Origin of the sequence: Streptomyces sodiiphilus (assembly GCF_039529215.1) — a bacterium.
In the GTDB taxonomy this organism is placed as follows: domain Bacteria; phylum Actinomycetota; class Actinomycetes; order Streptomycetales; family Streptomycetaceae; genus Streptomyces; species Streptomyces sodiiphilus.
On sequence record NZ_BAAAMJ010000020.1, the window covers coordinates 1 to 15418 of the forward strand.

General features: G+C 73.5%; 12 protein-coding genes. 7 read left to right on the forward strand and 5 right to left on the reverse strand.

All coding sequences use genetic code 11. The annotated features are described in order from the left end of the window. The coding region (locus tag ABD299_RS11145) for a sensor histidine kinase (RefSeq protein WP_344261038.1) at positions 1-1214 on the reverse strand (1214 nt) is incomplete at its 3' end. 205 nt (positions 1215-1419) lie between these two features. Between ABD299_RS11145 and ABD299_RS11150 the strand changes: the two genes are divergently transcribed. Beyond that, on the forward strand, positions 1420-4266 hold the full coding sequence (locus ABD299_RS11150; RefSeq protein ID WP_344261040.1) for an FAD-binding and (Fe-S)-binding domain-containing protein: 2847 nt from the start codon (positions 1420-1422) through the stop codon (positions 4264-4266). A 222-nt stretch (positions 4267-4488) separates the two neighbouring features. Here ABD299_RS11150 and ABD299_RS11155 read toward each other — a convergent pair whose 3' ends face one another. Then, positions 4489-4659, reverse strand: coding sequence for a hypothetical protein (locus ABD299_RS11155; protein ID WP_344261042.1), 171 nt, complete (start codon positions 4657-4659; stop codon positions 4489-4491). A gap of 111 nt (positions 4660-4770) precedes the next feature. Between ABD299_RS11155 and ABD299_RS11160 the strand changes: the two genes are divergently transcribed. Beyond that, positions 4771-6030, forward strand: coding sequence for a glucarate dehydratase family protein (locus ABD299_RS11160; RefSeq protein WP_344261044.1), 1260 nt, complete (start codon positions 4771-4773; stop codon positions 6028-6030). 99 nt (positions 6031-6129) lie between these two features. Here ABD299_RS11160 and ABD299_RS11165 read toward each other — a convergent pair whose 3' ends face one another. Beyond that, complete coding sequence (locus ABD299_RS11165; protein WP_344261046.1) at positions 6130-7227, reverse strand: citrate synthase 2; 1098 nt, start codon at positions 7225-7227, stop codon at positions 6130-6132. Positions 7228-7642: 415 nt separating this feature from the next. On the opposite strand from ABD299_RS11165, the gene pdxH reads away from it, so the two are divergent. Beyond that, on the forward strand, positions 7643-8266 hold the full coding sequence (gene pdxH / locus ABD299_RS11170; RefSeq protein ID WP_344261222.1) for a pyridoxamine 5'-phosphate oxidase: 624 nt from the start codon (positions 7643-7645) through the stop codon (positions 8264-8266). A 330-nt stretch (positions 8267-8596) separates the two neighbouring features. Then, entirely contained in the window at positions 8597-10096 is a 1500-nt protein-coding gene (locus ABD299_RS11175) for a PAS domain-containing protein (RefSeq protein ID WP_425581314.1), read from the forward strand. Here ABD299_RS11175 and ABD299_RS11180 read toward each other — a convergent pair. After that, a complete protein-coding gene (locus ABD299_RS11180; protein WP_344261049.1) occupies positions 10059-10814 on the reverse strand; it encodes an SIS domain-containing protein in 756 nt (251 codons plus the stop codon). The two genes, ABD299_RS11175 and ABD299_RS11180, sit on opposite strands and share 38 nt — an antisense overlap. A 187-nt stretch (positions 10815-11001) precedes the next feature. Between ABD299_RS11180 and ABD299_RS11185 the strand changes: the two genes are divergently transcribed. The 3 genes from ABD299_RS11185 (at position 11002) to ABD299_RS11195 (ending at position 13736) form a co-directional block, all read left to right on the forward strand. Next, positions 11002-11694: an iron-dependent transcriptional repressor DtxR gene (locus tag ABD299_RS11185; protein ID WP_344261051.1), complete on the forward strand. Its 693-nt coding sequence runs from the start codon at positions 11002-11004 to the stop codon at positions 11692-11694. A 281-nt stretch (positions 11695-11975) separates the two neighbouring features. After that, positions 11976-12869: an alpha/beta fold hydrolase gene (locus ABD299_RS11190; protein WP_344261053.1), complete on the forward strand. Its 894-nt coding sequence runs from the start codon at positions 11976-11978 to the stop codon at positions 12867-12869. Positions 12870-12926: 57 nt separating this feature from the next. Beyond that, positions 12927-13736, forward strand: a complete 810-nt coding sequence (locus tag ABD299_RS11195) for a hypothetical protein (RefSeq protein WP_344261055.1) — start codon at positions 12927-12929, stop codon at positions 13734-13736. Between the two features lie 27 nt (positions 13737-13763). Here ABD299_RS11195 and ABD299_RS11200 read toward each other — a convergent pair whose 3' ends face one another. Then, positions 13764-15410, reverse strand: coding sequence for a transporter (locus tag ABD299_RS11200; RefSeq protein ID WP_425581309.1), 1647 nt, complete (start codon positions 15408-15410; stop codon positions 13764-13766). Positions 15411-15418 lie beyond the last annotated feature (8 nt).

The following is a 15418-nucleotide window of genomic DNA, read 5'->3' on the forward strand; positions in this document are numbered from 1 at the left end:
GCCACGGCCGGTGCGGGCGCGGCGGGCTCCGGCTGCGCGGCCGGTCCGTCGGCGACGGCCCGGCGCGGAGCGGGCACCGCGGCCGGCTGGGCCTGCGGCACCGGCGGTGCGGTGGCGCGCTGAGGTCGGGTGATGAGCTCCTGAGGGATCATCACCAGCGCGCCGGTGCCGCCGCGGGCGGACGGCCGGAACGAGACCGACAGCCCGTGCTTGCGGGCCAGGCAGCCGACGACGGCGAGGCCGAGGCGGGTACCGGACAGGTTCGTCAGGTCCAGCGGCTCGGCGGACACCGCCCGCTCGGCGCGCCGCAGCGCGACCTCGCTCATGACCAGGCCGCTGTCCTCGATCGTGATGATCGCACCGGCCGGGACCTCCTCCACGTACACGTGGACCTCTGCCGTGGGGGGCGAGAAGTTACAGGCGTTGTCCAGCAGCTCGGCGAGGGCGTGCATGACACCCTCGGCCGCGTGCCCGGCGATCGCCAGGTTGCTGGCGGAGTGCAGGCGGATCCGCTGGTAGCCGCCGATGCGGCCCATCGCCCCGCGCAGGATGCTCTCCATGACGATGGGCTTGGCCCAGCGACGGCCGGAGCGGGCGCCGGTCAGCACCGCGATGCTGTCGGCGATGCGGCCGGCCTGGGCGGTGCGGTGGTCCAGGTGCAGCAGGTCACCGAGGACCTCCTCGTCGGTGTGCCGGTGCTCCATCTCGCGCAGGTCGGCGAGCATGCTGGTGGTCTGGGCCTGCATGCGGCCGGCGGCGTTGGCGCAGGCGGACATGGCCGCGGCACGGCTGCTCTCCCCGCGGCCGATCTCCTCGGCGACGATGCGCAGAAGGGTCCGGCAGGAGTCGCTGTCGTGATCCGGGGTGCCGGCCAGAGCGGTCTCGGGGGAGGCCCCGTCGCGCAGCCGTTCCACGAGGCCGGGGACGGTCTCGTGGGCCAGCCGGTGGGCGTCCTGCGCCATCCGGTCGATCTCACCGCGCAGCAGGCGCGAGCTCTCGATGCCGTGAGCCGCGACGACCGCGGCCGCGCACAGCAGGAGGGCGGCGGCCCCGGCGCCCCAGGCCATGGGGACCTGATAGGCCGTCGGTGTGACGTACACCGCGCCGAGCCAGGCAGCTCCGGTGACGGACAGTGAAATCAGCAGGACAAGCGCGGAATGCCGCAGCGGGGGTCGCTCCGTCCGTCGGCGCGCCGGAGGGGTGTGCGCTGTCATAAGTCGGAGTCCTTATGGACGGTTGGGGCAGAAGGAGCGTTTCGAAAGAGCCGCTCCCCTGTTCAATTCGGGAACACTATAGGTGAGTTCGCGATCGCTTTGGGTCTGTCGTCTTGGGTAAAACCATTGTTTTGCTCCACGTCACACGAGCCGGGGGCGCGCCGGTGCCCGGATTCCCGCCCGCCGAGGGTGCAGGCTTGGAGCCATGGCACAGGTGACGGACATGACCGAGCTGGCCGCCGCGCTGCGGTCGCGGGTGCGCGGAGCGGTGGAGTTCGACGCCGCGAGCCGGGCACTGATGACCATGGACGCGTCCAACTACCGGCGGATCCCCGCAGGGGTGGTCGCGCCGCTGGATGCCGAGGACGTGGCCGCCGCGCTGGCGGTGTGCCGGGAGCACGGCGCCCCGGTGGTGGCCCGCGGCGGCGGCACCAGCATCGCCGGACAGGCCACCGGCACCGGTGTGGTGCTCGACTTCACCCGCCACATGAACCGCGTCCTGACCCTGGACCCGGATGCCGCCACCGCTGTCGTGCAGCCCGGTGTGGTGTGCGACACACTGCGCGCCCGTGCGGCCCGGCACGGTCTCACCTTCGGCCCGGACCCCTCCACCCACAGCCGCTGCACCCTCGGCGGCATGATCGGCAACAACGCCTGCGGTGCCCACTCGGTCGCCTGGGGGACCACCGCCGACAACGTCGAGGCACTGGACGTCCTCACCGCCCGGGGGCAGCGCGCCCGGCTGGCCCGCGGCGGCCACGACGTGCCCGGGCCGCTGCGGGAGGCCGTCGGGGAGCTGACCGGCGGCCATCTGGAGCTGCTGCGCACCGGCTACCCCGAGCTGCCGCGCCGGATCTCCGGCTACGCTCTGGACGAACTGCTGCCGGAGAAGGGCCGGGACTGGGCGCGGGCCTACACCGGCAGCGAGGGCACGCTCGGCGTGCTCACCGAGGCGACCGTGCGGCTGGTGCCCGCCCCCGGCGCGCGGGTGCTGGCGGTGCTCGGGTACCCGGACGAGAGCGCGGCGGCCGAGGCCGCGCCCGGCCTGCTGCCGCGCCGGCCGCTCACCCTGGAGGGCATGGCCGACGACCTGGTGGGCGAGACGGCCCGGGCATCCCTGCCGCGGGGCGGCGCCTGGCTGTTCGCCGAGATCGGCGGCGCGTCCCCGGAGCAGGCCCGGGCCCGGGCCCGGGAGCTGTGCGCGGTGGCCGCGGCCGACGGCGTCAGCACCGGCCAGGCGCTGGTCACCGACCCGGCCGGGCAACGCGTGCTGTGGCGCATCCGGGAGGACGCCTCCGGTACGGCCACCCGGATGCCCGACGGCAGCGAGGCGTGGCCGGGCTGGGAGGACTGCGCGGTGCCGCCCGCCCGGCTGGGCGCCTATCTGCGGGAGTTCCGCGGGCTGCTGCGCGATCACGGGCTGCGGGGCCTGCCGTACGGGCACTTCGGCGACGGCTGCATCCACATCCGCATCGACTTCGATCTGCTGACCGGTCAGGGCATCGCCCGCTACCGGGACTTCTCCGCCGAGCTGGCCGACCTCGTGGTCTCGCACGGCGGTTCGCTCTCCGGCGAGCACGGCGACGGACTGGCCCGCTCCGAGCTGCTGACCCGCATGTACGGCCCACAACTGACCGCGCTCTTCGGCAGATTCAAGGACGCCTGGGACCCGGACGGCATGCTCAACCCCGGCGTGCTGGCCCGGCCCGCCCGGCTGGACGAGAACCTGCGCTTCGCCTCGCTCCCCGACCGGCCGCCGGTCACCTTCGCCTACCCCCACGACAACGGGGACTTCTCCGCCGCCGTACGGCGCTGCGTCGGCGTCGCCAAGTGCCGCAACACCACCGCGGGCACCCACGTGATGTGCCCGTCCTTCCGCGCCACCGGCCAGGAGCAGCACTCCACGCGCGGCCGGGCCCGGCTGCTGCACGAGATGCTGGCCGGTGAGGTGATCACGGACGGCTGGCGGTCCCCGGAGGTCCGCGAGGCCCTCGACCTGTGCCTGTCCTGCAAGGGCTGCCGCAGCGACTGCCCGGTCGGGGTGGACATGGCCACCTACAAGGCGGAGTTCCTGCACCACCACTACGCGGGCCGCCCGCGACCGGCCTCCCACTACGCCATGGGCCGGCTCCCGGACTGGCTGCACCTGGTCTCCGCGCTCCATCTGGCCCCGGCTGCCAACCTCGCCGCCCGCGTCCCGCCGCTGGCGGCGCTCGCCAAGCGGCTGGGCGGCATCGCCCCCCAGCGCGCCATCCCCCCGCTCGCCCGCACCCCGCTGACCACCCTGATCCGCCGCATCACCGGGGGAACCGGCCGCCGTGGCGGCGCGACCGGCCTGTCCGCGGCGGACACGGTGCTCTTCCCCGACACCTTCACCAACCACCTCTCCCCGGAAGCGGGGGAGGCCGCCTGGAGAGTCTTCCGGGCGGCCGGGCTGCGGCCCGCCCTCCCGGCCGGAAGGGTCTGCTGCGGCCTCACCTATGTCACGACCGGCCAGCTCGACCGCGCCCGCGCGGTGATGCGCCGTACCCTGGACCGGATGGAGCCGGCACTGGACGCGAAGGTGCCGGTCGCCGTGCTCGAACCGCCCTGCGCCGCGGCCCTGCGCACCGACCTGCCCGACCTGCTGCCGGAGGACCCGCGCGCCCACCGGCTGGCCGGACTCGTGCGCACCTTCGCCCAGACCCTGGAGGACCGCGCACCGCACTGGACGCCGCCGCGGATCGACCGCCCGGTGGCCGGGCAGACCCACTGCCACCAGCACGCCGTCATCGGCGACGCCGCCGACCGCCGACTGCGGGAGGCGGCCGGCCTCACCGGCGCGCTGTCGGCGGGCTGCTGCGGTCTCGCGGGCAATTTCGGCTTCGAGAAGGGGCACTACGAGGTGTCCGTGGCCTGCGCCGAGGACGAACTGCTGCCCGCGGTCCGCGCCGCCGCCCCCGGTACCGAGCTGCTGGCCGACGGCTATTCCTGCCGCACCCAGCTCGACCAGCTCGGCGGCTACCGCGCCCGGCATCTCGCGGAGGTGCTGGCCGCCGCGCTGGAGGTGTGAAGGACCGGAAAAGGGGCGGAAGGCGCGGATCGGCGGCCGCCGGGAAAGCGGTTTCCGGTGACGTCCCGCCCGATTTCCCGCCTTCCGCCTCCCCCCGGACCACCCGGACACCGAGAACGGCCGCCAGGTCATTTGAAGACGAAACTTTCCGCCCCTTTTCCGAAAGTGGGAGGGGCGCTCCGGTGGGCCCCTCCCTCCTCACTCCGGTCGACCGCTATGGCCTCACGCCCGGAGAGCGGCCACGCTCTCCAGGAGACCATTGCGCTCCGGAGCCGTCAGGACGTCGCTGATCGGCGGACCGGTCCTCCTCGGATCGCCGAAACCCCTGTCCGGTGTGGCCCGCGGGTGGTGGGACGGGTTGGTGAGGTGGTGCGGCTTGCCGTCGCGGTTCATGTATGTGATCGCAGAGTTTGTTCAGGGCCTTGACGATGGGGCGGGGCGCTCCTACCGTGAAGGGTCGTTCACGGGAATGGCTTGCTTTCATGTATGTGAAAGGAATCCTGCGTGCTCATTCGCGAGATCCGCATCACCCCGGTCGCCTTCCGGGACCCACCGCTGCTCAACGCCACCGGAGTGCACGAACCGTGGGCGTTGCGCGGGATCGTCGAAGTGATCAGCGACGAGGGCATCACCGGGCTCGGCGAGACCTACGGCGACCTCTCCCACCTGGACCGGCTGTGCGCCGCGGCCAGGGAACTGGTCGGTGTCGAGGTGCACGGCCACCACGCGCAGTACGCGCGGGTGGCGGCGAGCGTGGGCACCGACGTCTTCACCGACCAGCACGGGCTGACCGGCGCCGGCAGCAACCAGAAGACCGTGGACGCGGTCTTCTCCCCCTTCGAGGTGGCCTGCCTCGACATCCGGGCCAAGGCCGCCGGGGTGCGCGTCGCCGACCTGCTGGGCGGGCCCGTGCGCCAGGAAGTGCCCTACAGCGCCTACCTGTTCTACAAGTGGGCCGGTCACCCGGGCGGGACGGAGGACAGATTCGGACAGGCCCTGGACCCGGAGGGCATCGTCGCCCAGGCCCGGATGCTCGTGGGGGAGTACGGCTTCGAGTCGGTCAAGCTCAAGGGCGGCGTGCTGCCGCCGGACGACGAGATCGACACCGTCCTCGCCCTGCGCGACGCCTTCCCCGGGCTGCCGCTGCGGCTCGACCCCAATGTGGCCTGGACGCCGCAGACCTCCGTCCGAGTCGGCAAGGCCCTCGACGGGGTGCTGGAGTACCTGGAGGACCCCACCCCGGACATCGAGGGCATGGCCGAGGTCGCCGCCCAGGTGTCGATGCCGCTGGCCACCAACATGTGCGTCGTCACCCACGAACACCTGCCGCCGGCCATCGCGCGGCGGGCGGTCGGGGTACTGCTGACCGACCATCACTACTGGGGCGGGCTGCTGCGTTCCACCCAGGTCGCCGCGCTGTGCGAGACGTTCGGCCTGGAGCTGTCCATGCACTCCAACACGCACCTGGGCATCAGCCTGGCGGCCATGACCCACCTCGCTGCCGCCACCCCGAACCTCACGCACGCCTGCGACACGCACACCCCCTGGCAGGACGGCCAGGACGTGATCGCGCCCGGCTCGCTGCGCATCAGCGGCGGAGCCGTGGCGCTCCCGGACGGGCCCGGGCTCGGCATCGAGCTGGACCGGGACGCCCTCGCCGTGCTGCACGAGCAGTACCGGACATGCGGCGTCCGCCGCCGCGACGACACCGGCTACATGTGCCGCTTCGAGCCGGGCTTCCGGCCCAGGCGCCGCTGCTGGTGACCCCCACCACCCCCCCACAGGAGCCGCGATGTCAGCAGTGGACCGGCCCGTGCCCGACGGCTCCGGGCCCGCCCCGGAGCCGTCGGGCACGGCCGCGTGTCACACGTCGTCGCGGTAGCCGTCGATCTCGCGCGGGCTGCGCGCCGCCGGCCCGGTGTAGCGGGCCGAGGGCCGCACCAGCCGGCCGGTGCGCTTCTGCTCCAGGATGTGCGCCGACCAGCCCGCGGTCCGGGCGCAGGTGAACATCGAGGTGAACATGTGCGCCGGGACCTCCGCGAAGTCCAGCACGATCGCCGCCCAGAACTCGACGTTGGTGGCCAGCACCCGGTCCGGCCGGCGGTTGTGCAGCTCCTCCAGGGCCGCCCGCTCCAGCGCCTCGGCGACCTCGAAGCGCGGTGCGCCCAGTTCCCTGGCGGTCCGGCGCAGCACCCGCGCCCGCGGGTCCTCCGCGCGGTACACCCGGTGGCCGAAGCCCATCAGCCGCTCGCCCTTGTCGAGCTGCTGCTTGACGTAGGCCGTCGCGTCGCCGGAACGCTCGATCTCCTCGATCATGTGCAGCACGCGGGACGGTGCGCCGCCGTGCAGCGGTCCCGACATCGCGCCGACGGCGCCGGAGAGGGCCGCGGCGACGTCCGCGCCGGTCGAGGCGATCACCCGGGCGGTGAACGTGGAGGCGTTCATCCCGTGCTCGGCGGCAGAGGTCCAGTAGGCGTCCACCGCGGCCACGTGCTTGGGGTCGGGCTCGCCGCGCCAGCGCCGCATGAAGCGTTCCACGACACTCCCGGCCTTGTCGATCTCCTGCTGGGGCACCATCGGCAGCCCCTGGCCGCGGGCCGACTGGGCCACGTAGCTGAGGGCCATCACCGCGGCCCGGGCCAGGTCGTCACGGGCCTGCTCGGCGTCGATGTCCAGCAGCGGTTTGAGGCCCCACACCGGAGCGAGCATGGCCAGCGCTGCCTGGACGTCCACCCGGATGTCACCGGAGTGCACGGGGATGGGGAACGGCTCGGCCGGCGGCAGTCCCGGGTTGAACGAACCGTCGACCAGCAGGCCCCAGACGTTGCCGAAGGAGACCTTGCCGACCAGGTCCTCGATGTCCACGCCGCGATAACGGAGAGCGCCGCCTTCCTTGTCGGGTTCGGCGATCTCCGTCTCGAACGCGACGACTCCTTCGAGTCCGGGTACGAAGTCGGACATCAGGCGGCTCCTTGTGCTCAGGTTCGGCAGGATGCTGACCGGCCGTGACGCTGTGGTATCGCGCCGTGGGCCGGCTGTGACTCTGGGATGCCCCGCGCCGCGGGTGGTCACCCCGTTGCGCCCGTCACAGAACCGGCGGCGGTGGCGGTCCGGCGCGGGACGGTCCGCCGTCACCTTAGCGGCGGAGGCACCGCGTGCCACAGGGCACGAGACGCAAAACACGGTGCGTGCCCCTTCTGTCAGCCGCATGCTGCAAGATGAGCGGGTGTCCCAAGCCGACAACACTCCCGCCGACCGCTCCTCCTCCGACCCGCGCACCGGCCGGCCGTCCGGGCCCCCCGGCGGCACCCCGGGAGGCCCTCCCGGCAGCGTGGACGGCGCCGACGCCGCCCGGGCCGAGATCGACCCGGCGGCCATGCGGGCCAGGTACCGCAGCGCCGGGCTCCTGGAGCGGGACCTGGCCGCCGACCCGTACCTCCAGTTCGACCGGTGGTTCGCTCAGGCGGTCGGCAGCGGGCTGCACGAGCCGAACGCCATGGTGCTCTCCACCGCCGACGCCGGGGGCCGTCCCTCCTCGCGTACTGTCCTGCTCAAGCAGTTCGACGTGCGGGGTTTCGTCTTCTACACGAACTACGGCTCCCGCAAGGGGCTGGACATCGGGGCCAACCCGCGGGTCTCGCTGCTGTTCCCCTGGCACGGCATCGCCCGCCAGGTGATCGTCTCGGGTACGGCGGAGCGCACCGGCCGGGACGAGACCGCGGCGTACTTCCGCACCCGGCCGCACGGCTCCCAGCTGGGTGCCTGGGCCAGCGAGCAGTCCTCGACGGTCTCCTCCCGGGAGAATCTCGACCGCCTCTACGCCGATCTCGCCGCCCGCTACCCGGAGGGCGAGGACGTGCCGGCGCCGCCGCAGTGGGGCGGCTACCGGGTGGTGCCGGAGGCCGTGGAGTTCTGGCAGGGGCGGGAGAACCGCCTGCACGACCGGCTGCGGTACCGGCGGGACGGGGCGGGCTGGCAGGTGGAGCGGCTCTGCCCCTGACGGGCCGCCCGGGAAAGCGGTCGACCCGCGGGCCTTGGTCCCCGGTGCGCCTGGCGCGCCGGGGAGCCGGCCGGACGTACCGGCGGCCCGCGGGTCGGGTGACTGCTGGGAATTGGCCGGCGGAGCCGGCGCCGCGCTGAGCGGAACGACGGCCGCTAGGCCGCAGTCACCTCACGCGTCCGGTTGTCATACATCTGCCGAACCACCTCCCTTCTCGTGTACCCGAAACGCTACGACCCTCCGCCGGGCACGCGCAAGGGAATATCGGCACGGCAACAATCGCCGGAACCCGGCGACGATCGGGTGGAAGTCCATGTGACCGGTGTCACTATGGAGTTGAATGGTCCGGCGCGTGCGACGGCGCGCGCGGAGTCCTGCTGGGGGTACCAGGTGACCACTCACTCCGAGGCGCATTACACGCCCGTCACCGAGCCGGGGCCGGGCCCGCTTCCCGGGGCCGCGGACGAACGGCTGCTCGCCGCGCTGCTGGACGGCATGGACGTCGGCCTCTTCGCGCTGGACGCCGAGGGGCGGGTCACGCACTGGAACCAGGGTGCCGAGCGTCTGCTGGGCTGGCGCCGGGCCGACGCCGTGGGCCGCGGCGGGCTGGCGGGCTGGGCGGTCCGGGAGGCCGACGCCGCCGACATCGGTGCCCGGCTGCTGCGTGCGCCGCGCCGGACGGGGGAGGACCGGCCGGTCCGGAACGTGCACGAGTTCGGGATGCTCCGGCACGACGGCAGCCGGGTGCTGGTGCGCGCCCAGGCCACCGCGGTGGCGGGGCCGGACGGGGAGCCGGCCGGGGTCTACTGCGCCTTCGGGGAGGTGCACGCCCAGCTCGACATGGAGCGCAACCTCGCGCTCAGCCGGGCGCTGGTGTCGGAGTCGTGCTGGGGCGTGGTCGTCGTCGACGCCGACCTGCGGACCGTGGCGGTGAACGACCGGGCGGCGAGCGGCCTGGCGGTCGCCCCGGTGGACATGCTGGGTGAGCCGCTGGGCGAGTTCTTCGGCACCGGCCTGGAAGAGCTGGAGAGCATGCTGGAGGACGCCCTGGCCGGCCGGGGCCCGCGGGAGCCGGTGGAGGTGTGGGCGACGCTGCTGGACGACGGCTCGCACGAGGACCAGCTGGGGGAGACCAGGGGCGGGCTGCCGGGCGGGCCGCGGCGCTGCTGGCTCAGCGGTTTCCTCCGTCTGGAGTCGCCGTTGTCCACCGAACCGGCACCGCTCGGGGTCGCCTGGGTGTTCCAGGACGTGACACGCGCCCGGACCGAGGCGCGCCGGGAGGCCCGGCGACGGTTCCGCGACAGCCAGCTGAGCCGGGCGGCGCGGGCCGGGGCCGAGTGCGAGGACCCGCTGGAGGCCGTCTCGCTGCACCTGGAGTTCGCGCTGCCCGGCTTCGCCGAGCACGCGCTGCTGGATCTGGTCCGGCCCGGCGCGGCGGGCGGCGGTCCGCGGCTGCTGCGGTTCGCCGGGAGTCCCGGGACCGACGGCGGGGACGGCGGGGTCCGCGGGAGCGGCGGGGTGCCGGTCCGCTACCGGCCCGGCCACCCGGCGCTGCAGGCGCTGGACCGGGAGGTGCCGGTACGGGCCACCGGCGGGGTCTCCCGCTCGGACTGGGCGGTGCAGCACAAGTGGCCCACGGAGGCGGAGCACGCGCTGTGCGTGGTGCTGCGCAGCCGGGGCCGCAGCCTGGGCGTGGTGACGTTCCTGCGCGGGGCGGGCCGTCCGGGCTTCGACCGGGCGGACGCGGCCTACGGGGAGGACGTGGCGCTGCGGCTGGCGGCGGCGGTGGATCTCAGCGGCGCCACAGGATCCGCTCCGCGTGCTCGCTGACCACCTTCTCGTTCCACTCCGGTCCGCCGTCGACGTTGCCCGAGCGCAGCATCGGCGGGGCGATGCCACGGGCGGCCAGTGCCCCGGCGGCCTCGGCCATGACCGCCTGGAGGAGGGCGGAGACGACGACGGTGGAGGCCGGTGCGAAGGGCGCGCCGACGCCGGGGTGGGTCAGCTCCGCGTCCCCGGTGCCGATCTTGTTGTCCAGGACGAGGTCGCAGTGGTCCTTCAGGAAGGTGCCCGAGGGATGGCGCGAGCCGGTGGCACGGGAGTAGGCGACGGAGGTGACGCCCACCACGGTGAGGCCGAGGGAACGGGCGTGGGAGGCCATCTCGACCGGCAGGGTGTTGCGTCCGGAGAGCGAGACGACGACCAGCAGGTCGCCTTCCCGCGCGGGGGAGCTGTCCAGGACGGCCCGGGCGAGCCCGGAGGCGTGCTCCAGGGCGCTGCCCAGGGTGGCCGGGACGGTGTCCACACCGGTGGCCCCCGGGACCGGGAGCAGGTTCATCAGCGCCAGCCCGCCGGCCCGGTAGACGATGTCCTGGGCCGGGAGGGCGGAATGCCCGGCGCCGGTGGCGAACAGCCGGCCTCCCGCGGCGACGGTGCCGGCCACGAGGGCGCCGGCCCGGGCGATGGCGGCGGACTCCTCCTGCCGGACCCGTCGCAGCAGGTCGAGGACGGCGTCGAAGTACTGGCCGGCGAGCGTGCTCTCGCTCATGTGTCGGGGGCCCCTCGGTGGTCGGGTGCGGTCGCCCGGTCACCGTGCGGTCCGGACCAATCCGCTGTCAACAGGGCGTGCGGACACGGAGGAGCGCGGTGCCGGGCGTGGTACGCCGGGGCCGGTTGTCCCCGGCATGGGTGAGAATTGAGGCCAGGGCCACCGCACGACACATCGAGGGGCTTGTATGTCCGGATTGATCGACACCACGGAGATGTACCTCCGCACCATCCTGGAGCTGGAGGAGGAGGGCGTGGTCCCGATGCGTGCCCGCATCGCCGAACGGCTGGAGCAGAGCGGGCCGACGGTCAGCCAGACAGTGGCCCGGATGGAGCGGGACGGCCTGCTGGTCATCGGCGGCAGCCGCCAGCTGGAGCTGACCGAGGAGGGCCGCCGGCTGGCCCAGCGGGTGATGCGCAAGCACCGTCTCGCGGAGTGCCTGCTGGTCGACGTGATCGGCCTGGAGTGGGAGCACGTGCACGCGGAGGCGTGCCGCTGGGAGCACGTGATGAGCGAGGCCGTGGAACGCCGGGTGCTGGAACTGCTGGACCATCCGACGGAGTCGCCGTACGGTAACCCGATCCCCGGTCTGGCGGAGCTGGGGGAGAAGGGAGAGCCCGACCCGTTCCTCGAAGAGGGCATGGTGGCCCTGACGGACCTGGAGACCGATGGTGGGAAGACGGTGATCGTGCGCCGCATCGGCGAGCCGATCCAGACCGATGCCCAGGTGATGCACACGCTGCGGCGGGCGGGGGTGCGGCCGGGCTCCTCGGTGAGCGTGACCCCGGGCGCCGGCGGCGGTGTGCAGGTGGGCAGCGGCGGCGAGGCGGCCGAGCTGGATCCGGGGGTCGCCATGCATGTCTTCGTGGCCAAGGGCTGACCGGAAGCGGAGGGGGCGGGCTTCCCGGGGCCGGGGCGGGCCGGCCGCAGCACCCGGCCGGCCCGCACCTGGCCCCCTTGGGCGACCCGGAGCCCCGAGCTCTCAGGGTCGTTCCCTCCCGATAGCTGTCTCCCCGGAGCGGACGCGGCCAACCCCTGAACGAGGTCACTCGAAGGAGGGAAGTTGGGGCAGACCCTGCAGTGTTCGAATATGGATTCGATACCGTGGTCCGTGTCTGACGGGGGAACAGAAGGGCCCGAAGGAAGGGGGTTGGAGCATCCATGGTGCGACGCGTCGATGTGACGGGGCAGGGCGGGATCCGGCTGGTCGCCTGGGAATACGGCGAGCCGGGCAAGCGGGCGGGGCGCGGCGGCCGTGGGAGAGCGGACGACCCGGAGGGATCCCGGCGCCCGGGAGCGCTCCTGCTGCACGGACTGATGGGCCGCGCGTCGCACTGGGCGGGTGCCGCGCGCTGGCTGTCCGCCCGTCACCGCGCGATCGCCCTGGACCAGCGCGGGCACGGCCGGAGCGACAAGCCCTCCGACGGCCCCTACGACCGGGACGCGTTCGTCGCCGACGCGGCGGCCGCGATCGAGCAGCTGGACCTGGCCCCGGCCGTTCTCATCGGCCATTCGATGGGAGCGCTGACGGCGTGGCAGCTCGCCGCCCGGCACCCGGACCTCGTCAGGGCCCTGGTGATCTGCGACATGCGCGCGTCTGCGCTGGGTGCGCGCTCCCAGCAGGAGTGGGAGCAGTGGTTCGCCTCGTGGCCGCTGCCCTTCGCGACGCCGGCCGATGTCCGGCGCTGGTTCGGTGAGGAGGATCCGCTGCTGGACCGGCCGCGCCCGTCGCGGGGCGAGTTCTTCGCCGAGGTGATGGCCGAACGGTCCGACGGCTGGCGGCCGGTGTTCTCCCGCCGGCAGATGCTGATGGCCCGTGAGAGCTGGGTGCACGACGCCCACTGGGACGAGCTGGCGCTGGTCCGCTGCCCGGCGCTGGTGCTGCGCGGGCTGGACGGGGAGCTCGGCCGCGCGGAAGCCCAGGAGATGGTGCGGGTGCTGCCGCACGGGCGCTACGCGGACATCCCCGACGCCGGGCACCTGGTGCACCACGACCAGCCCGAGGCCTGGCGGGAGATCGTCGGAGGCTTCCTGCGGGAGGCGGTGCCCGCCTGACCGGATGCCTGCGGCAGTATGAGGCGTGTATCGGTACACGCACGACGGGGGAACCTGATGACATCGCGCATCCGGGCGACGGCTGTCGCTGCCGCGGTCGCACTGGCGCTTTCGGCCTGTGGAAGCGGAGGAACGCTCGACGCGCTGGGCAAGGAACGCGAGCGGCCCGAGACGACGCCGGAGGACCAGGGGCAGGAGGAAGAGCCCGAGGAGGACGAACCGGAGGAGCCGGGGACGGCGGAACTGCCGGCCAAGGAGATCTCCCGGGCGGCCTCCCAGGCGCTCCTCGACGCGGAGGCGCTGCGTCTGACCGGCACGGGCGAGACGGACGACGGCATGGTGGATCTCGACATCCACATCGACAGCAACGGCGACTGCGCCGGTGAGATCGGCTTCGAGGGGCAGGGCACCATCGAGGTCCTCCGGCGTGGTGACGAGGTCTGGATGAGGCCGGACGCGGAGTTCTGGAAGGCCGGCCTGGGAGGTGAGGAGGGCGCCCAGGTGGCCGAGTTCATGGACGGTAAGTACCTCTACGGCACGACGGACGACGCCGACCTCGCCGATGTCGCCGAGATATGCGACCTGGACAACCTGCTCGGCGACCTGGAGCCGGTGGGCGTCTTCCTCTCGGTGACCAAGGGCGAGGAGTCGGTGCACAAGGGCATCCCGGTCATCGGCATCGTGGAGGAGGACATCCGCGGAGACACCTCGACCGTGCTGGTGGCCACCGAGGGAGAGCCCTACCCCCTCCATATCACCGGCACGTCGGACGGGGAGACCTTCACGCTGGATCTGAGCGACTTCGATGTCCCGGTGGAGTTCGACGCACCGGCCGACGACCTGGTGATCGACGTCTCCGAACTCTGACGCCCGCATGGTGTGCCCTGACGGCGGTCAGCCGCGGCTGACCGCCGTCAGGATCTCCGGGAGCCGTGCGGCGCTCATCCGGGCGGCCAGCCGCAGCCCGGCCCAGGTCACCAGCAGCCCGTATCCGGCCCCCAGCGGAAGCACCGTCCACACCCAGCCGCTTCCGGTGGCGTTGAGCCAGACGGTCAGGGCGATGACCGGCCCGCACAGCAGTGCGCCCGCCAGCATTCCGCCGAAGAGGCCGGCCCAGGCCACCACTCCCTGACCCGGGGCGACGTTCTTCATCGCGTCGTTCTCCGGGATCGAGTAGGGGAAGCGCGCCGAGGCCAGTGCTCCGAGCCCGGCGAGCGTCCCGAGCAGGGCCAGGGCCAGCCCCAGAGCGTCGGGCAGCGACCCCCAGTCGCCGAGCACCGCGGCCGAGACGCCCACCACGGTGACGGTGTACGGAACCGCGACCAGGGCGAGGGCCAGCGCCCGGGCGCGCAGTTCCGCGTAGGCGTCGCGCGACGTGCCGATCGTCTGGAGGACCAGCCAGAAGCCGCTGTAGTCCTGGCCGAACTGGTTGTACATCAGCAGGCCGAGCAGGCCGGCCGCCCAGCACGCGTGGTAGACGCTGGTGTTGCCCTGCACCGCGAACACCACCGGCAGCAGCAGCCCCATGCCCAGGGCGGTGGCCCAGCTCATCTTGGTCTTCGGGTCCCGCCACGCGTAGCGCAGCGACCGCAGCATCACGGTGCCGGTGCGGTTGGGAGGAAACAGCGAGGCCGGCCCCCGGTCGCCGCCCGGGCGGGCCGCCGGGGAGGCCATCAGCGTGGAGGCGTCCCTGGCCGTCATCAGCCGGTCCAGGGCGCGCTGCCACCACCACAGCAGCAGCCACAGCGCCGCCGCGGTGGCGGCCAGACCGGCCACGGCGGCCGGCCAGGACCCTTCCCCGGCGGCCCGTACCGCTTCGAGGGCCGAGACCGGGGGCAGCCAGCGGACCACACCGGCCACCGTCTCCAGCGGGGCCATGCCGTTCTCGCCGCCCAGCCGCGACATCAGCATGTTGATGCCCTGGATGCCGAAGGCGACCACCAGGCCGCTGAAGACCGCCAGGTCGCGCCCCCTGCGGCTGGACAGCAGCCGGGCGTTGGCCGCGGCCAGGGCACGCGACAGCGTCGTGCACACCAGGACCACCAGGGGCACCGCAAGCACCGCCGCGACGGTGCCGGACGTGCCCCGGGCGGTGGCCAGCCCCGCGCCGAGCACCAGCAGCAGGGTGAACAGCGGTCCCACGCCCACCAGGGAGGAGGTCAGCTGGGCGATGACCAGTGCCCGGGGCCGCAGCGGCAGCATGACCAGCCGCCCCGGGTCCAGCGTCTCGTCCGAGCCGCCGACGAAGAGCGGGACGAACGCCCAGGTGAGAACGATCAGCGCGACGGTCACCAGGGAGACGGTCGCCGCGTGCTCACTGCCGCGCAAGGCCAGCAGCCCCAGCAGGCCCAGTGCGCCGAAGACGACGGCGGCGACGAGACCGCCGATGAAGGCGGCCGACCGGCCGGCGGACTGGCGCAGGCCGTTGCGCAGCAGCGACAGCTTCAGCCGCACGAAGGTGGCCGTCAGCACCGACGCGGGGACCCGCGCCGTCGCCGCCGGGCCCCCGGGGACAAGGGACTGACCGGCCGGCAATGCCACCGGGCTTT

Excerpts from the sequence above, each read along its gene's own strand:
- ABD299_RS11180 (WP_344261049.1), bottom strand. The coding sequence starts at position 10,814 with ATGAGCGAGAGCACGCTCGCCGGCCAGTACTTCGACGCCGTCCTCGAC.
- ABD299_RS11195 (WP_344261055.1), top strand. The coding sequence starts at position 12,927 with ATGACATCGCGCATCCGGGCGACGGCTGTCGCTGCCGCGGTCGCACTG.
- ABD299_RS11175 (WP_425581314.1), top strand. The coding sequence starts at position 8,597 with ATGGAGTTGAATGGTCCGGCGCGTGCGACGGCGCGCGCGGAGTCCTGC.
- ABD299_RS11190 (WP_344261053.1), top strand. The coding sequence starts at position 11,976 with ATGGTGCGACGCGTCGATGTGACGGGGCAGGGCGGGATCCGGCTGGTC.
- ABD299_RS11155 (WP_344261042.1), bottom strand. The coding sequence starts at position 4,659 with ATGAACCGCGACGGCAAGCCGCACCACCTCACCAACCCGTCCCACCAC.
- ABD299_RS11150 (WP_344261040.1), top strand. The coding sequence starts at position 1,420 with ATGGCACAGGTGACGGACATGACCGAGCTGGCCGCCGCGCTGCGGTCG.
- ABD299_RS11185 (WP_344261051.1), top strand. The coding sequence starts at position 11,002 with ATGTCCGGATTGATCGACACCACGGAGATGTACCTCCGCACCATCCTG.
- ABD299_RS11165 (WP_344261046.1), bottom strand. The coding sequence starts at position 7,227 with ATGTCCGACTTCGTACCCGGACTCGAAGGAGTCGTCGCGTTCGAGACG.
- pdxH (WP_344261222.1), top strand. The coding sequence starts at position 7,643 with ATGCGGGCCAGGTACCGCAGCGCCGGGCTCCTGGAGCGGGACCTGGCC.